15 protein-coding genes are annotated in these 17,870 nt (G+C 69.7%); 13 read left to right on the top strand and 2 right to left on the bottom strand.

The window, feature by feature from the left end:
- Nucleotides 1-13: 13 nt before the first annotated feature.
- On the bottom strand, nucleotides 14-1,345 hold the full coding sequence (locus tag AC06FP_RS15615; RefSeq protein WP_478076158.1) for a putative porin: 1,332 nt from the start codon (nucleotides 1,343-1,345) through the stop codon (nucleotides 14-16).
- 334 nt (nucleotides 1,346-1,679) lie between these two features.
- Between AC06FP_RS15615 and AC06FP_RS15610 the strand changes: the two genes are divergently transcribed.
- From AC06FP_RS15610 to AC06FP_RS15565, 10 genes are all read left to right on the top strand, one after another.
- A complete protein-coding gene (locus tag AC06FP_RS15610; protein WP_478076157.1) occupies nucleotides 1,680-2,357 on the top strand; it encodes a response regulator transcription factor in 678 nt (225 codons plus the stop codon).
- Nucleotides 2,350-3,756, top strand: coding sequence for a sensor histidine kinase (locus AC06FP_RS15605; RefSeq protein WP_478076156.1), 1,407 nt, complete (start codon nucleotides 2,350-2,352; stop codon nucleotides 3,754-3,756). Before AC06FP_RS15610 ends, AC06FP_RS15605 begins: the two co-directional genes overlap by 8 nt.
- Nucleotides 3,753-4,829, top strand: a complete 1,077-nt coding sequence (locus tag AC06FP_RS15600; RefSeq protein ID WP_478076155.1) for an ABC transporter substrate-binding protein — start codon at nucleotides 3,753-3,755, stop codon at nucleotides 4,827-4,829. The genes AC06FP_RS15605 and AC06FP_RS15600 overlap by 4 nt, the downstream gene beginning before the upstream one ends.
- 254 nt (nucleotides 4,830-5,083) lie before the next feature.
- Nucleotides 5,084-6,400, top strand: coding sequence for a CitMHS family transporter (locus AC06FP_RS15595; protein WP_478076197.1), 1,317 nt, complete (start codon nucleotides 5,084-5,086; stop codon nucleotides 6,398-6,400).
- A 100-nt stretch (nucleotides 6,401-6,500) separates the two neighbouring features.
- The gene (locus AC06FP_RS15590; RefSeq protein ID WP_478076196.1) at nucleotides 6,501-8,741 is read left to right on the top strand and encodes a TonB-dependent siderophore receptor; all 2,241 of its coding nucleotides are present in this window, start codon (nucleotides 6,501-6,503) and stop codon (nucleotides 8,739-8,741) included.
- A complete protein-coding gene (locus AC06FP_RS15585; protein ID WP_478076154.1) occupies nucleotides 8,738-9,886 on the top strand; it encodes a PstS family phosphate ABC transporter substrate-binding protein in 1,149 nt (382 codons plus the stop codon). The genes AC06FP_RS15590 and AC06FP_RS15585 overlap by 4 nt, the downstream gene beginning before the upstream one ends.
- A 44-nt stretch (nucleotides 9,887-9,930) precedes the next feature.
- On the top strand, nucleotides 9,931-10,893 hold the full coding sequence (locus tag AC06FP_RS15580; RefSeq protein WP_478076153.1) for a YncE family protein: 963 nt from the start codon (nucleotides 9,931-9,933) through the stop codon (nucleotides 10,891-10,893).
- Nucleotides 10,894-10,913: 20 nt separating this feature from the next.
- On the top strand, nucleotides 10,914-12,419 hold the full coding sequence (locus AC06FP_RS15575; protein WP_478076152.1) for a hypothetical protein: 1,506 nt from the start codon (nucleotides 10,914-10,916) through the stop codon (nucleotides 12,417-12,419).
- 93 nt (nucleotides 12,420-12,512) lie between these two features.
- Nucleotides 12,513-13,232 (top strand): hypothetical protein, encoded by a 720-nt coding sequence (locus AC06FP_RS15570; protein WP_478076151.1) that lies wholly within the window; start codon nucleotides 12,513-12,515, stop codon nucleotides 13,230-13,232.
- 82 nt (nucleotides 13,233-13,314) lie between these two features.
- A complete protein-coding gene (locus AC06FP_RS15565; protein WP_478076150.1) occupies nucleotides 13,315-14,118 on the top strand; it encodes a hypothetical protein in 804 nt (267 codons plus the stop codon).
- Between the two features lie 97 nt (nucleotides 14,119-14,215).
- Here the strand turns inward: AC06FP_RS15565 and AC06FP_RS15560 are convergent, their stop codons facing one another.
- Nucleotides 14,216-15,265, bottom strand: coding sequence for a PstS family phosphate ABC transporter substrate-binding protein (locus tag AC06FP_RS15560; RefSeq protein ID WP_478076149.1), 1,050 nt, complete (start codon nucleotides 15,263-15,265; stop codon nucleotides 14,216-14,218).
- A gap of 210 nt (nucleotides 15,266-15,475) precedes the next feature.
- Between AC06FP_RS15560 and AC06FP_RS15555 the strand changes: the two genes are divergently transcribed.
- From AC06FP_RS15555 to imuA, 3 genes are all read left to right on the top strand, one after another.
- Nucleotides 15,476-16,528, top strand: coding sequence for a YncE family protein (locus AC06FP_RS15555; protein ID WP_478076148.1), 1,053 nt, complete (start codon nucleotides 15,476-15,478; stop codon nucleotides 16,526-16,528).
- Between the two features lie 106 nt (nucleotides 16,529-16,634).
- Nucleotides 16,635-17,240 (top strand): transcriptional repressor LexA, encoded by a 606-nt coding sequence (gene lexA, locus AC06FP_RS15550; protein ID WP_478076147.1) that lies wholly within the window; start codon nucleotides 16,635-16,637, stop codon nucleotides 17,238-17,240.
- A complete protein-coding gene (gene imuA, locus AC06FP_RS15545) occupies nucleotides 17,241-17,864 on the top strand; it encodes a translesion DNA synthesis-associated protein ImuA (protein WP_478076146.1) in 624 nt (207 codons plus the stop codon). It begins immediately after the preceding gene.
- Nucleotides 17,865-17,870 lie beyond the last annotated feature (6 nt).

Below are 17,870 nucleotides of genomic sequence, written 5' to 3'. Positions count from 1 at the left end.
CGCCACCGCCGGCTCAGAAGTTGACGAGGAAGAACAGGCGCAGGCGGTCCAGCCAGTCGCCCGGCTGATTGGCGCCGGCATAGGCCGGGTCGTTGGGCTTGTAGTGGTACCAGATGGCGCTGACCATGGTCTTGGGCATCGGCGTGTAGTCCACCGTCAGCGAATGCAGTTTGTAGTTGGTGGCGATGCCGATGTTGTCCTGCGAGAACGCCGCCATCACCGCATCCACGTCGGTCTGCGCGTAGCCGTAGGTGAAGCGCCAGTCGCCCGGCCTGCTGGCGCGACCGAGGCTGACATCCACGCCGAAGCCGGTGTCCTGGTTGTCGACCGCGCCGAGGTTCTTCACGTAGTCGCCGGTCACGCGCAGCGGCCAGCGCTCGTTGGCCCCCTGCCAGGTGCCGCCGACCAGCACGTCCACCAGCTCGTAATCGGACAGGTAACTGCCGTCGGGCCGCAGCCGGTTGGTGCGCCAGTCGCCGCTGTCGGCGTTGACCATGTTGCCCAGGCTGTAGCGGTAGTACGCGGCGGACGCGTCGTACTTGAAGCCGCCGTAGGAAGGCGAATCGTAGCCCACCTGCAGGCCGGCCATGGTGCTGTCGGCCAGCTTCGCGTCCTCGTTCACCACGAAGAACAGCCCGCTGCCGCGGAACGCGCCGCCGTGGCCCAGCGCGTGCTTCCAGGTCGCGGCCACGCCCTGCGGGTTGACGTCGCCGTCCCACACCAGGTCGGTGCGGGCAAACGGCTGCGGGAACTTGCCGCCGTACAGCTTCAGGTCGCCGAAGTCGAGCTGGGCATAGGCCATGTCCAGGCTGACCTCGAAGTCGTCCAGCCACTTGGACAGCTGCACGTCGGTGCTGTTGGGGTCCTTGGCGTCGCCGGTGACCAGGCGGCCGCCGATGGTGAGGTGGTCGTTGACTGCGTAGGTGGCGCCGACACGGGCGCGGACCTGCGCGCTGGTGCGGTCGCGGGCGTCGTTGTCGGAGCGGTCGTGCTGGCTGCGCAGGCGCAGGTCGCCGCTCACCTTCAGCCGGTCCAGCGCGCTGCCGGCGGCCGCGGCTGGCGCCGGTGCGGCGGCTACCGCGGGCGCTGGTGCTGGCGCCGCCGGTACACCGGCCACGCCCAGCCGCGATTCCAGCTTCTGCTGCGCCTCGAGGATGCGCGCCTGCTGCTCGCGCAGCTGGCGCAGCTGTTCGACGATCTCCTCGCGTTCCTGCGGAGTCAGCGACTGCGCCAGCGCCGGCATGGCGCCCATCGCCAGCAGGCAACCGGCCAGGGCCAGGCAGAGCCGCGTACGGAGTTCAGGGCGGCGTTGTTGCGGTGTACGGAAGAACGACTGCGACTGCATGTGCGTTTCCTCGTTTCGTCCGCCGCCGTGCGCGCACGGTGCGGCTGTGATCCATCGTTGCCGGCACCGTCGTCCCCGGGACGGAAAGCGTGCAGGCGCGCTTTTCCCGCCAGGGATGCACGGGAGGAATGCACCGCTGCGGTGACGGCGATGCTGACGGCGCGCCGCTGATATCCCGCTGACGAAGATGGTTGCGCGGTGCAGATTGACTTGCGCGTTCCACCTGCCGCATAGCTATGCACGCGTGCAAGGTAAGAAGCGGACCTGTCATGAAGCTGACGTCCGCGCGCGCGACGGGGAAGGACGGTCGTGTTGCCTTTATCGAGATGCGGACATGCGGATACTGGTGGTGGAAGACGACGGCGACCTGGGCGACGCCGTCCAGCGCAGGCTCAAGCGCGAAGGCCACGCGGTCGACTGGCAGCGCGACGGGCAGACCGCCGACGAGGTGCTGCGCTACCAAGGGTACGAACTGGTGATCCTCGACATCGGCCTGCCGCGGCGCGACGGGTTCGCGATCCTGCGCGGGCTGCGCGCGCGCGGCGACCGCACGCCGGTGCTGATGCTGACCGCGCGTTCGCAGATCGAGGACCGGGTGGATGCGCTGGACGTCGGCGCCGACGACTACCTGTCCAAGCCGTTCGACATCCGCGAGTTCGACGCGCGCTGCCGCGCGCTGCTGCGGCGTTCGCAGGGCATCGCCTCGGGTGTGACCACCGTGGGCGAGCTGGTGTTCGACCGCGGCTCGAAGACGGTGATGCTCGCCGATACGCTGCTGGACCTGCCGCGCCGCGAATACCGCCTGCTGGAGATCCTGATAGGCAACCTCGGCCGCGTGCTCAGCAAGGAGGACATCTGCTCGCAGCTGTTCGACTTCGACGACGAGGCGGGCGCCAACGCCATTGAAGTCTACGTGGGCCGGCTGCGGCGCAAACTCGGGGGGCACCTGACCATCCGCACCATGCGCGGCCTGGGTTACGTGGCAGAAGCCGGCAGCGCCGTCCATGCGTGAGCGCGCCGGCTCGCTCAAGGCGCGCCTGGTGCTGCGCCTGGCGCTGTTGTTCCTGGCCGGTACGGTGGTGATGTACTTCGCCGCGCGGGTCTACGGCCTGCGTGCGGCGGACCTTTCCTACGACCGCCTGCTTACCGGCTCTGCGTTGTCCATCGCCGAGACCCTGTCGGTGGACGGCACCCAGGTGCGCGTGGACCTGCCCTACGCCGCGCTGGACATGCTGTCGGCCGCGCCGGAAGACCGCGTCTTCTACCGGGTGCTCGGTCCCGATGGGAAGACCATCACCGGCTACGGCGACCTGCCCGGGATACCGGCGATGCATGCCGCCGAGCAAGAGCCTTCGGAAGTGCCGATCCCGCGCTTCTTCGACGCCGCCTACCGCGGCGAGACCGTGCGTTTCGTGGTGCTGGGACGGCAGCTGGCGCAGCCCGGCCTGCGCGGCCGGGTATGGGTGCAGGTCGGCCAGACCCGGCGCGCGCGCGAGGAACTGGCCAGCGACCTGCTGCTGGGTGCGCTGCTGCCGATCACCCTGCTGACCATGGGCGCGCTCGGCCTGGCCTGGCTGGGCGTGGGTCGCGCGCTGCGGCCGCTGGAAGCGATCAGCGCCGACCTGGCCACGCGCGAGCCGCACGACCTGCATCCAGTGCGTGTACCGGTGCCGGCCGAAGTGGGGCCGATGGTCGATGCGATGAACGGCTTCATGTACCGGCTGGAAGCGAACATCGACACCCTGCGCGCCTTCATCGGCGATGCCGCCCACCAGATACGCACGCCGCTCGCCGCCCTGCGCGCGCAGGCGCAACTGGCGCTGGACGAGGAAGAACCGGAGCAGATACGGCATGGCCTGCTGAAGGTGGAGCGCAATGCCGCGCGCCTGACCCGGCTGGTGAACCAGCTGCTCAGCGATGCGATGGTGATGCACCGTGCCGACGCCCGCGACTTCGAACCGCTGGACCTGGTGGAGGTCATCAAGCGCGCGCTGCGCGATGCGGTGCCGGTCTCCGACGACGTGCAGGTAGGCTTCACCAGCGACACCACGCAGGCGCCGATGCGTGGCGATGCGGTGCTGCTGGGCGAGGCGATCAAGAACCTGGTGGACAATGCGATCCGCCATGGCACGCGCGGGATGAGCGGCCCGGAGGCGGAAGTGGACGTCGTGCTGCGGCAGACGCACGACGGCTACCGCGTGGCGGTATCCGACCACGGTCCGGGCATCGCGCCCGCGGATCGCGCGCGCCTGTTCCGCCGCTTCGAGCGCGGCGACACCCAGGCCGGGGGCGCCGGCCTGGGCATGGCGATCGTCTCGCGCGTGGTCAGGAGCCACGGCGGAACCATCGAACTGATCGATCGCGAAGGCGGTGGCCTGACCGTGTGCCTGGAGTTCGGGGGAAAGCGATGAGGCGTCTTTGCTGGCTGCTGTTCCTGTCCGCGCTGCTGCCGCGCGCGGACGCCAAGGACTACCCCGCGCCGGGCGAGGCCGAGGGCAGCATCACGATCTACAGCACCCTGGACACGGCGGTATTCGAGCCGTTGCTGGTCGATTTCCAGCGCGTGCATCCAGGCATCGGCGTGCGCTACGAGAACATCGACGCCACGCCGCAGTACGAGCGTTTCGTGCGCGAGGCCGACGCCGGCGTACGCGGCGCGGACCTGCTGATAAGCACGGCGATGGACCTGCAGGTCAAGCTGGTCAACGACGGCTATGCCGCCGCGCACCGCTCGCCCAGCGCCGGTGCGCTGCCGTCGTGGGCGCGCTGGCGCGACGAGGCGTTCGGCTTCACCTTCGAGCCGGCGGTGATGGTGTTCAACCGCGCGGCGATGAAGGGACGGCGCATCCCGCAATCGCGCGCCGAGCTGGTCGACGAGATCCGCCGCGACCCGGCATTCTGGCGCGGGCGCATCGGCACCTACGACATCTCGCGCAGCAGCGTGGGCTACCTGCTCGCCTCGCAGGACGTGCGCCACAGCAGCGAGTTCGGCGCGCTGGTGGAGGCCCTGGGCGACGTCGGCGTGCAGGTGGAGGAGCACACCGCGACCCTGCTCGACCGCATCGAATCGGGCGAACTGGTGGCCGGCTACAACCTGCTGGGATCGTATGCGCGCGCGCGGCCTGATGCCGGCCGGCAGCTGCTGCTGGTGTACCCGCGCGACCACACGCTGGTGGTGGCGCGCACGGTGATGATCGCCCGCGACGCGCCCAACCCGGTGCTGGCGCACCGTTTCCTGGAGTACCTGCTGTCGGTGCGCGGGCAGCAGGTGATGGCCGCGCGCTGCGGCCTGCCGCCGATCCGCAAGGAACTGGACGGCGTGTACGAACGCCTCGGCGTCAACGAATCGCAGATCGGCGTGCTGCGTCCCATCGCGCTGGGGCCGGGCCTGCTGGTGTACCTGGACCAGCAGAAGCGGCGGCAGATGCTCGATACGTGGCGGGTCGTCCTGGAACGGCGGAATACCCGCGCCGCCGACCGTTAGCGCTTCCCGCATCAATCTCCTCGCCTTCCCCGCAGGGTGCGGGCGGGCGCGCACGCGCATCGTTGCCGGCGCGCCGTTCCGCCCCTTTTCCCGGCGCCGTTTGCTGCGGCGCAATGTCAGGTCGTCGACAGCATGCGCTGCCTAGTATCGCCCCACGGTCGGGATGCCGCGCGCATCGCACGGCCACGCAACAGGGGGCGGCACGTCACGGCCGCGATCACGGAAAACCCGGTGTCGGGAATGAGGAGCGGATGGTGCTGACCCTGCTTGGATTCGGAATGGTGATCGTGTTCATGACGCTGATCATGACCAAGCGGCTGTCGCCGCTGGTGGCGCTGGTCACGGTGCCGATCCTGTTCGCGCTGGCCGGCGGGTTCGGCGGCTCCGAGCTGGGCAAGATGATGCTCGACGGCATCAAGACGCTGGCGCCGACCGGCGTGATGCTGATGTTCGCCATCCTCTACTTCAGCATCATGATCGATGCCGGCCTGTTCGATCCGGTGGTCCGGCGCATCGTCAAGGCGGTGGGCGGCGATCCGCTCAAGGTGGTCATGGGCTCGGCCATCCTCGCCGCGGTGGTGTCGCTGGACGGCGATGGCTCCACCACCTACATGCTGGTCACCGCGGCGATGCTGCCGCTGTACCGCCGCCTGGGCATGGATGCGCTGAGCCTGACCTGCGTGACCATGCTGGCCGGCGGCGTGATGAACCTCACGCCCTGGGGCGGGCCGCTGGCGCGCGCGGTCAGCGCGCTGCAGGTGGAGGCGTCGGACGTGTTCGTGCCGATGATCCCGGCCATGGTGGTCGGCGTGGCCGGCGTCGTCGGCCTGTCGTGGATCCTCGGCCGGCGCGAGCGCGCGCGGCTGGGCGTGATCGACCTGGACGGCGCGGCGGAAAGCGGCATCGGCGCGCTGCTGTCGGCCGACGAGGGCGCCCAGCGCCTGAAGCGCCCGGGGCTGCTGTGGATCAATGCGCTGCTGACCGTCGCGCTGATGACCTGCCTCATCCTCAACGTGCTGCCGCTGTCGGTGCTGTTCATGGTGGCCTTCTCGATCGCGGTGGTCATCAACTACCCCTGCGTGAAGCTGCAGCGCGAGCGCATCGCCGAGCACGCGCAGAACGCGATGCCGGTGGTGGCGGTGATCTTCGCCGCCGGCGTGTTCACCGGCATCCTGTCCGGCACCGGCATGGTCAAGGCCATGTCCGACAGCTTCCTGGCGGTGATCCCCGATGCGTGGGGGCCGTACCTGGCCACGATCACCGCGGTGGCGAGCATGCCGTTCACCTTCTTCATTTCCAACGACGCCTTCTACTACGGCGTGCTGCCGGTAGTGTCCGAGGCGGCCGGCAGCTACGGCATCTCGCCGGTGCAGATGGCGCGCGCCTCGCTGATCGGCCAGCCGGTCCACCTGCTCAGCCCGCTGGTGCCCTCGACCTACCTGCTGGTCGGGCTGGCGAAGGTGGAGTTCGGCGACCACCAGAAATTCACCTTGAAGTGGGCGGTGCTGATCTGCCTGCTGATGATGGTCACCGCGATCGTCGGGGGCGTCTTCCCCTTCGTCGCTTCCTGATGGAGCTGTGAAAGGTGGAAGCCGACGCACGTCGCGGCGGTTCCGGCAACAAGGACAAAACTCATCATTGATTGCCTTGGGAGGGGGAATCGTGAATCGAATGAATCTGCTGGCGATGGCCATCATGCTGGGACTGGCGCACACCGCCGGTGCCGAGGAGGCCACCGCGCCGCAATCGGGCGAACCGCCCGCCACGCACGCGGCCGGCCATGACGCCACCACGCTCGACGCGGTGACGGTGGACGCCAAGTTCGTCGCCCAGGGCGCGAAGAGCGCGATGAAGCAGGAGTTGACCGTGATGGAGACGCCGTACTCGGTCTCCGGCTACGGCGACGCCTTCATGAAGGCGATCGAGACCACCAGCATCGCCGACCTGTACAACTACATGACCGGCGTGCGCCGTGGCGGCAACACCGGCTACGACGTCTCCATCCGCGGCTTCAAGACCACCCAGGCCGACAAGAACGCGATCATGGTCGACGGCATGCCCGGCGTGGCCGGCCGCTTCGGCTCACCGCCGACCTTCGCCGCCGAAGGCGTCGAGGTGGTGAAGGGCCCCGCCTCGATCCTGTACGGCGCGGCGCAGCCCGGCGGCTTCGTCAACATCATCACCAAGAAGCCCAAGGCGCAGTCGGCGGCCCTGCTCGACATCCGCGCCAGCACCTTCGAGGGCGCCGGCCTGCATGCCGGCGACGCCAACGGCTACAACATCGGCGCGGACTTCACCGGCCCGCTGGACGAAGGGCAGCGCTGGCTGTACCGGGTGGTGGCCGAATATTCGGACAAGGACGGCTTCCGCCGCGGCAGTTTCGACGAAGGCAAGTACATCGCGCCCAGCCTGAGCTGGCACGCGACCGACGCGACCGTGCTGAACGCGGCGTTCGAGTACCGCACCCGCCGCAACGCCTACGACAACAACCAGTTGGTGGCGCCGTTCAAGGACGCGCGGCTGATCGCGGACATCCGCACCCGCTACCAGGAGCCCGGCGACGTCGCCGACGAGAAGGCCTGGTCCAGCACGCTGTCGCTGTCGCACTACTTCCACAACGGCGGCACGCTCAACCTGGCCACGCGCAGCGTGCGCGGCGAAGACCATGCCCGCGGCTTCGACAACGTCAGCGTGCTGGCCGACGGCGTCACCCTGCGTCGCCGCGCACGCGAGCAGGCCAACAAGCGCAACTACGACTACTTCGACGGCAACTACGCGCTGCCGTTCAGCACCGGCACGGTGGAGCACAAGTTCATCGCCGGCCTGACCCATGGCGTGGACAGCACCGATTTCGAACGCATCCAGTTCTACGACTGCCCGGCGGTGGCCAGCCATCCGTGCAACATCAACGTCTACCACCCGGTATTCGGGGTGACGCCGCCGCTGTCCAGCTACCCGACCGGACCGGTCAACCGCCGCCATACCCGCAACACCTCCACCGGCGTCTACGTCTCGGACCTGGTGAGCCTGACCGAGCGCTGGAAGGTCAACCTCGGCCTGCGCTACGCCCGCGAACGCCAGCGTGCGGAGGAGCGCAAGACGCCGCCGCTGACCGTCAACACCACCTCGACCTCGGCGGTGCTGCCGACGGTGGGCCTGCTGTTCCACCCCACGCCTGCCTGGACCCTGTATGCCAGCTACGCGACCTCCTACGTCCCTCAGGCGGCCGGCGTGCAGGACGCGGCCGGCCGCGCCAATCCCTTCGATCCGCAGGAGGGCCGGCAGTATGAAGTCGGCGCCAAGACCGAGCTGCTGGACAACCGCCTGACCGCGACCCTGGCGCTGTTCGACATCGAGAAGAGCAACACCCTGGCGTCGATTGCGTGCAACGCCGGCGTCGGGGGCACCTGCTCGCAGCAGGTGGGCGCCGAACGCTCGAAGGGCGCGGAACTGGAGGTCAATTTCCAGGCCTCCGACAACCTGCAGGTGATCGGCGGCATCGCCTATACCGATGCCTACGTATCGAAGACCTACGCCGCCAGGACCGCGCCGCTGGTCGGCGCGCAGCTGACCAACTCGGCGCTGAAGTCAGCCAACCTCTGGGTGCGCTACGACTTCCCGGAGGGCGCACTGCGCAACCTCGGGATCGGTGCCGGCGCCAGCTACAGCAGCGCGGTGGCCGGCAGCCTGCCGACCGAGGCCGACCCGCGCGTGCTGATGCTGCCGTCCTACACCGTGGCCGACCTGGCGCTCTACTACCGGCTGCGCGACCGCTACGACCTGACCCTGAAGTTCGGCAACGTCTTCGACAAGCGCTACTACGAAGGCGTGAACTCCACGTTCAACGAAAACGGCGTGGTGCCGGGCATGCCGCGCAACATCACCTTCTCCGTGAGGATTCCGCTGTGGTGACCGTCGACAGTATGAACAGGTCGTTGTTGCTGGTGATGGCGCTGGGCATCTGCGGCGCGGCGCAGGCCGCTCCGCCAGCCGGGCCGGTGGAATGGCTGGACGCGCCGCTGAAGACCAACGTCCCGCAGACCGAGGAAGAGAAGGAAGCCGGCAGGCGCCAGGGCCGCCGGTTGCCGACGCCGGAGCTGCTGCAGCCGACGCTGGACGCGGCGCTGCCGGCCTACGTGCCGGGCACGGCGGAGCTGACCGGCAGTTTCAGCGGCGGCTCCTCGGACGTGCTGGTGGACCTGGTCGGGCGCTGGTTCGAGCGCTTCCGCCAGTACCACCCGAAGGTGGAACTGAGCATCAGGCAGCCGTTCGCCGGCAGCCTGGGAACCAAGGAGCTGATCAAGGACGCGGCCGACTTCGTGTTCGTCTCGCGCGAACTCAAGCCCGAGGACCTGAGCGAGTTCGACGCGCGCTTCGGCTATGCGCCGACCAGCATCCCGATCTCCGGCGGCAGCTACCGGCACTACGGCTTCCTGGATGCGATGGGCTTCTTCGTGCACCCGGACAACCCCATCAGCCAGCTCAGCTACGAGCAGATCGACGCGATCTTCTCCAGCACCCGCCACCGCGGCGGCGCGCCGATCACCACCTGGGGCCAGCTCGGCCTGACCGGCGAATGGGCCGACAAGCCGATCCGCGTGCATGCGATCAAGCCCTGGAACGGCTTCGAGGAGTTCGTCCGCCAGCGCATCCTCGACCACGGCGGCAAACGTGGCGAATGGCGCGAGGACCTGCACTACGAAAAGCTGGTGTTCCCGCTGGCCACCCAGGTCGCCTCCGACCGTTACGCGCTGGGCTACTCGGGCCTGGCCTACATCGACGCGCCGGTGCGGATGCTGCCGCTGGTCGCGGAGAACGGCGGCCAGGCCGTGTCGCCCAGCTACGAGAACGTCGCCACCGCGCGCTATCCGCTGGGCCGGCTGGTCTATTTCAACGTCAACAAGGCGCCGGGCAAGCCGCTGCCGCCGGCGCTGGAGGAGTTCCTGCGCTTCGTGCTCAGCCGCGAGGGCCAGGCCGTCGTGCGCGAGCAGGGCATCTTCCTGCCGCTGCGCGGGTTCCAGGCCGCGCAGGGCCGCGCGGCGCTGGAAGGGAAATGACATCGCGTGCCGCCGGCATGCCCATCGAAACCACGGGGAAACGAATGAAAGCGATCACGGGAGTTCTAGGCACGCTGCTGCTGGCGGCGGCGCTGGCGCCGGCCACCGCGCAGGCGCAGGCATACAAGGTGCTGGGCACGCTGTCCGGCGACGCCGCGGCGCCGGCGCAGGCGCTGAAGGTCGACGAGGCCGGGCGCCGCCTGTACGCGGGCCGGCAGGGCGGCATCGATGTGTTCGACATCGACAGCGGCGAGCGCAAGGGCACGGTTGCGGTGAACGGCGCGGTCGGCGGCATCGCGCTGGCACCGGAGCTGGGCCGCGGCTACGCCAGCAGCGTCGAAGGCGGCAGCGTGGTGGTGTTCGACCTGCAGAGCCTGGCGGTGCTGCAGACCGTCCGCTCGGGCGGCAGCGAACCGCGCGAACTGGAATACGACCCGGCGCGCGGCGTGGTCTATGTCTCCAACGCCGGCCAGCTGGTGGCGCTGGACGCCAGCAACGGGGCCAGCCGCGGTGCGCTGAAGCTGGGCGCGCGCCTGCGCGGCGCCTCGGTCGATGGCCGCGGCAACCTGTTCGTCGCCGACGAGGCGAAGGACGTGCTGCACGTGGTCGATACCGCGAAGCTCGCGCCGCTGGGCGCCATCTCGGTATGGCCGGGCAAGGCGCCCACCGCGATGGCCAACGACGTCAAGGAACGCCGCATCTACGTCGCCACCGGCAACGGCCGGATGATCGTGGTCGATCCCGATCCGGGCCAGATGCTCGGCGTGGTCGAGACCGGCGGCAAGGGCGCGGCCGGCGTCGCCATCCAGTACGCGCCGGCGCGGCTGGTGCGGCTGTTCATGCCCAATGCCGACGGCACCCTGGACGTGGTGCAGAACGCCAAGCTCACCCCGTCGCTGGAGGCCAGCCAGGCCGGCATCGGCGGCGGCAGCGCCGCCGCGTTCGACGGCAGGAGCGGGCGCGCCTTCGTCAGTGGCGCCAATGGCGTCCTGGTCATCGGCAAGTGACGGCACACGGGGAAACCACCATGTTGAAAACTCTGCATCGCATCACCCTGGTCACCGCGTTCCTCGTCACCGCGCCGGCACTGGCGCAGGAGGTCCGCGACGACGCCCTGAAGGGCAAGCAGATCCTGTTCGTCATCGGCAAAACCGCCAAGGATGTGCCCAACGACGACCCGCTGATCCGCGACTACCTGGGCACGCTCGGCGCCCAGGTGACGACGGCGTCGGCCACCGACCCGGCCAGCGTGGCCAACGGCAAGGACCTGGTGTTGATCTCCTCCACGGTCAATGCCCGCGAACTGGGCAACCGCTACCGCGACCTGCGCACGCCCATCGTCACCTGGAGCGCCTACAGCTTCCCGCTGCTGGGCATGACCGGCGACAAGCTGCACGAGGACTTCTCGGTGGTGCGCGAGAAGCCGTTCCACAACGAGAACCATGCCGACTACTACGCGCACGCCACCAGTTCGACCAACCCGATCCTGCGCGCGGCGCGCATCCCGCAGGGCATGTTCGCGCCGCTGCTGTTCAGCGGCGGCGTCACCGACCCGAGCTGGGGCAAGCCGAGCCGCGGCGCCGACATCGCGGTGGTGTTCGGTGGCGAACTCGACCAGGCGGCGGTGTTTTCCTACGAACGCAATGCGCTGATGGTGGGCGAGGCGGTCGCGCCGGCGCGCCGCGTCGGCCTGTTCCTGGGCAACAACAGCTGGTCGATCCTGTCCGACGCGCAGGGGCCGGCCGCGCAGGACCCCAAGGAGTTCGCCTGGTTCGGCGGCCGCCGCCTGTTCGACGCCGCCCTGCGCTGGGCGGTCAGCGCGCCGCAGGCACCGGTATCGGCATCGCCCGCACAGCAGCGCGCCGCGCTGGAGAACCTGGCCCGCGGCAAGAAGGTGCTGTTCGTGCGCCGCTACGACCTGCCGTGGCCGGAGAACGAGGCGTCCGACCAGGCGCAGCTGGCGTGGCTGAAATCGCTGGGCTTCGAGGTGCACACCGCCGACCACATGGAACCGGACAGCCGCGCGCAGGGCATGGACCTGGTGATCGTCTCGGCCAGCACCAACAAGTACAAGCTGGGCATCAAGTACGCCGACGCGAAGATCCCGGTGATGCTGCTGGAAGCCAAGGCGGTGGACGCGCTGGGCATGGTCAGCCGCCGCCGCAACACCGACTACGGCGTCAATGACCACAAGGAAAGCCTGTATCCGCCGGAGAACTACGTGAGCGTGGTGCGTTCCTACCACCCGATCGCCGCCGGCCTGCCGGCCGGCCAGTTCAAGCTCTACAAGACCCCGGGCGTGCTGGCCTGGTCGCGTCCGCCGGCCGGCGCGCAGGTGATCGCCACCATTCCCAACCAGCCCGAGCACGCGACGATGTTCGCCTTCGAGAAGGGCGCGACGATGGCCAACGACGCGGTCGCGCCGGCCCGCCGCGTGCTGTTCCCGCTGGACGCGCCGCGTTTCCCCGACCTGACCGACGACGGCCAGCGCGTCTACGGCGCCGCGCTCGCCTGGCTGCTGGCCAATCCCTGAGCCATTCCTCCCCCGCAGGCGCGGTGCCGGCCCGTCGTCCGGCATCGCGCCACTCCCGAGGCGGGCCTCCGCATGACCAACGGTGAAACCATGATGAAAGCGAAGAAGAAACCCGGCATCGGCTACCTGCGCATGCCCCTGCTTGCCCTGGCGCTTGGCGCCACGTCGGCCTTTGCCGGCCCCGGCCGCGTGGCCTCGGACATGGTGGTGGTGGTACCGGAAGGCACCGCGCACCCGGCTGCGCTTTCCACCCAGGTGGAGGCGTGGCGCAAGGCGCTGGGCCCGGACAACGTGGTGTGGGTGGACAGCCTCAAACGCGAGAAGCCCTCCGGCTTCGGCTCGATGGCCGTGCTGCATTTCCCCGGCCAGGCGCAGATGGCCGCATGGCAGCAGGCCAACGCGGCCGCGCTGGCCGCGCCGCTGCAGCTGTCCATCGCCGACGTGCTGACCCAGGGCGGCAAGGCGCCGCCGGCCAGCGCCAAGCCGATGTACAAGATCAGCTATTACACCCTGAACTCGCCGCGCGAGGCGATGCAGGCCTGGGTGGACGGCTACCTGACCCGCTATCTCGACGCGCAGGTCGACCACGGCATCCTCACCCGCTACGCGATGTACCTGGAACGCAACGCCGGCGGCCGCGCGCTGCTGGTGCTCGAGTACACCGACGCCAGGACCGAGCAGGAAGCCGAGCCGATCAAGGCCAGGCTCAGCGAGGACATCGCCCGCGTGGACAAGGAATACGCGCGCCAATCCGCGCTGAAGGAAGAGCTGCGCACCACCCAGAGCTGGACGCTGGCCGCGCCGGCGCACTGACCCCCGCTCCCGTCCCGTGGGACGGGAATCCGGTCCCGCCCGCACGGCGGGCCGGAACCTCTCGTTGCAAATGGAGAAGACGATGAACCATCGAGTCAAAGCCCGCACCACCCAGGTGTTCGGCATCGCCCTGGCATGCATGGCGCTGGTCGCCTGCGGCAAGCAGGAAACTTCCGCGCCGGCATCGGCCCAGGACACCGCGCCGGCGGCCGCCGCTCCCGCCGTGGCCGCGGAGCCGGCCAACGTCATCGTATGGGCGCCGCCGGGCAAGGCCGCACCGGCCGGTTTCGCGCAGAAGCTGCGCGCGCTGAAGGACGAAGGCATCGCCTCGGAAGTGCGCGTGGTGAAGGAATACGGCTTCGAGGAAAAGCCCGGCTACGGTTCCGGCTTCGACGAGTTGGCGATCGTGAAATTCCCCAGTGAAGCGGCCTACGACCAGTGGAAGGCCAGCCCGGCCGCCGACCTCGGTCCCGACGTGATCAGCAGCCGCGTCGATGTCATGACCGAGCGCGTGAGCAGGAAGAACAATCCTGACCAGTCGGTCTACGTCATCAGCCAGTACGAAACCTTCGTGTCGCCGCAGGCCTACAAGGAGTACTCGGAGGACTACATCGATCCGAACATGGACAACCAGTACCACTCCGGCATCATGACCCGCTACACCATGTACCTGGAGCGCCAGGCCACCGGCGACCTGAAGAACCCACGCGCGTTCCTGGTGACCGAATACGCCAACCAGGCCGAGTTCGACCGCAAGGCCTCGGTCAAGGATGCGTACAAGGCACTGCTGCTGGGCGGTTCGTACCCGGAATGGGCGCGGCTGAACGTCGAGAAGAAGGCCATGCGCCGCGACTTCAACGAGTCCTACGCGCGCCCCGCGCCGTAACCGGCGCGTCCTCCCCCCCGATGCACCCCGGCCCGGCACGGAAACGTGCCGGGCTTTCTGCATCCACGATCCGGCACCGATGCGCGGCAGGGCGGTATCAGGGACAGCCGCCGAGCGCGCGCTGCGCGCGCGCGACCTCGCCCTCATTGAGCGGCAGGTAGCCGCGGGAGCCCGAGGCGACGATGCGCTGGCCCTGCGGCGACAGCGCCAGGCAGAGGAATGCGTGCGCGACCGGCTCGACGCGGCCCTGCCGGTCGCGGCGGACGTAAACGAGCAAGTGACGATCGAAGGGGTAAAGGCCGGATCGGATGCCTTCCACGTCGCCGCGGATTTCCCGGCCCTCGTCGTCGACGATGGCAAGCGCGCGCAGTCCCGGCCCGGCATGGTTGAGATTGGCGATGCCCAGCGCATGCGGATCCGCCGCCACGGCGGCGGCGGCATCGCGCGACTGGCGCCGTGCGTCGAAGTCCTCGGCGTAGCGCGCAACGCCCAGGCGGCGCAGCATCAAGGCGCCTATCGCCGTGTCCTGCGCCAGACCGACGACGCGGATCCCGTGCTCGCCCGCGTCTCCTTCGACGCCCAGTTCGCGCCATCGGATCGACTTCCCTTCGCCTCCAGTCACGACCCGACGCAGTTCCGCGATGGAAATCCGCTGCAGTGGATTGGAGGCATGAACCAGGATTCCCGTCGGCGACGACAGCGCGCCGGGCGTCAGCGAATCGTGTGCGATGGCCACCGCAAGGGGCTGCATCGGCTGCATACGGCGCCATGCGTGGAGGTCGCCGTCCTCAAGTTCCGCGCCCATCGGCGCGAACGCGGACGTCCCGTCGATCAGCGGCTCCGGCGCGGTGCGGGTGCCCTTGAGCACCCATTCGAAGCGGATGCCGGGGTGCATGGCCTCGAACACGGCGCCCAGCGCCGGCAGCATCTCGTCCATGTCGTTGTAGCCCACGACCCGGATGTTTCCTTCGGCCGTCAGGTAACCCGTCGCGGGCGGCACCTGCAGCGCGGATGGGTACGAGGTGACTGCCTGCGCAGGCGCCGGGACGCCGCCTGCAGCCACCGTGGACAGCAGGCAGGCCAACAGCGTCCGGTAGAGACGGGGGCGGTCCGGAGACGATCGTTCGACGGCGCGTATCGGGGCCATGCACGGGTATCCGGGGCAGGGAAGGCCGCCATCCACGATAGGCCTGCGCGCTGTCGCCGGGCTGACAGCGGCGGTGCGCGTTGGCCCGCGCGCCGGGCAACGGCAACAGCTTCAGCGGTGGATGCCGCACAGTTGCGCGACGGCAACCGATGACAGCGGCCTGTCAGCCGCGCGGCGCAATCATCGCCCGTCATCCATCGGGGAAGGACCATGCACCTGCGTACCCGCTTCGCCCTGCTGCTCGCTGCCTGCACCGCGTTCCCCGCCGCCGCCGGCGACACCCTGTACCAGCTCGAGAATGCGACCCTGCTTCCCAGCACGGACACCGACTGGGATTACATCCGGCTGGAACCGCATGGCTCGCGCCTGTTCCTGGCGCGCCGCAAGGATGGGCTGACGGTCTTCGACGTCGATACCCGCAAGGTGCTGGCGACGGTCGAGAACTCGGTCGGCGCCAATGGCCCGCTGCTGCTGCCGCAATTCGACCGCGGCTACGCCGCGATGACCGACGGTTCGCTGCTCAGTTTCGAGCTGAAGTCGCTGAAGGTCATCGACAGAATCAAACTGGCCGACGACGGCGGCCTCAATGGCGTGGTGTTCGACCCGGCGACCCGGCGCATCCACGCCGTGGTGGGCGCGCGCCCGGCCGAATCGACCTGGTTCACGCTCGACGCCGCCACCGGCAAGCCGCTGGGCAGGACCGTGTTCCCGTTCAGAAAGATGGACGACCCGGCCCCCGACGGGAAAGGCGCACTCTATGCGCCGGCGCGCTACGACAACCTCCTGCTCAAGCTCGACTCGCGCACGCTCGCCGAGCAGGCGCGCTGGCCGATCGACTGCGTGCAGGTGGTGGCGGTCGAATACCAGGCCAGCCACGACCGCATCCTGATCGGCTGCCGCGGCGATGCGCCGCGCTTCATTGCCCTCGATGCGCGCACCGGCCGCCAGCTGGCAAGCCTCCCGATCGGCAAGGGCATCGACGGCATGGCGGTCGACGAAAAGCGCGGCCTGATCCTGACCTCCAACGGCGGCGACGCCAGCCTGACCGTGATCCGCCAGGACGGTCCGGACAGCTACCGCCTGCTCGGCAACGTGCAGACGCGCCCGCAGGCGCGCACGATGCAGATCGACGAACGCGACGGCCGCGTGTACCTGGTGACCGCCGACGCGACCTTCGGCGCCCCCGATGCGGACGGCAAGGCGCCGGCGCCGTCGTTCCATCCGGGCAGCTTCGTGGTGCTCGGCTACAGGCCGCAACAATGAAGCCCGGCGGGCGCCGGTAGCGGCCCCCCGGTCCGCGCGCTTCCGGCGGGTCTTCCGGAAGCCGGCACTGGTCAGGGGCGGCAGGTGGGTGTACAAATGTACACCCATGATCCCCGACGACCTGCCACCGCAACGCGCCGCCGTCCTCGCCTTCCTGCGCGGGGAGCTGGCGGCCGGGCGCGCGCCCAGCCTGGCCGAGATCGCCGAGGCGTTCGGCTTCGCCTCGCGCAATGCCGCGCAGAAGCACGTGCAGGCGCTGCTGGCCGAGGGCCTGCTGGAGCAGGTGCCGGGGCGCAAGCGCGGCCTGCGCCTGCCCGGCGGCGAGGCCGACCTGCTGCCGTTGCCGGTGCTGGGGCGGGTGGCCGCGGGCCAGCCGATCGGTGCCGACATCGGCCTGGACCAGCAGTTCTGGCTGGACCGGCGGCTGTTCGCGCTGCGCCCGGACTACCTGCTGCGGGTGCAGGGCGATTCGATGATCGACGACGGCATCCTCGACGGCGACCTGGTCGGGGTGCAGCGCACGCCCGAGGCGCGCGACGGCCAGACCGTGGTGGCGCGCGTCGATGGCGAACTGACCATCAAGCGCCTGCAGCGCGGGCCAAAGCGCATCCGCCTGCTGCCGCGCAACCGCGCGCATGCGCCGATCGAGGTGCGGCCGGGCCAGGACTTCGCCATCGAAGGCGTCTACTGCGGGCTGGTACGCCCGGGTTGAATGGGCACGGTGGTCGCCCTCGACAGCCTGCTGGCCGCGCAGACGCTGTGGCATGCCGGGCGTGCGTCGGTCGCGGCGCTGGGGGAGCCCACCGGCCATGCCGCGCTCGATGCGCTGTTGCCGCAGGGCGGCTGGCCGCGACATGCGCTGACCGAACTGCTGCTGCCGGCCGACGGCGTGGGCGAACTGGCCCTGCTGCTGCCCACGCTGGCGCGGCTGAGCGGGGCCGGCGCCACCGTGGCGGTGGTGGCGCCGCCCTATGTGCCCTATGCCCCGGCCTGGCAGGCCGCCGGCGTGGCGCTGGAACGGCTGGAGATCGTGCAGGCCACGCCGCGCGATGCGCTGTGGGCGTTCGAGCAATGCCTGCGCAGCGGCGCCTGCGCCGCCGTGCTGGGCTGGCCACTGCAGGCCGATGCGCAGGCGCTGCGGCGGCTGCAGGTGGCGGCCGACAGCGGGCAATGCCTGGGCTTCGCCCTGCGCGACCGCCGCCATGCGGCCAATCCCTCGCCGGCCGCGCTGCGCCTGGAGGCGGTGCGCGACGCGCATGGCGGCAGTGCCTGGCAGGTGCGCAAGTGCCGTGGCGGCCCGGCGCCGGCGCGCGCCTTCGCCCTGGCCACGCGGTGAGGCCCG

This window comes from Stenotrophomonas sp. Steno-Z2 (assembly GCF_056393235.1).
The sequence above is the reverse complement of the archived record's forward strand: the minus strand, read 5'-3'. Positions and strand labels throughout refer to the sequence as shown.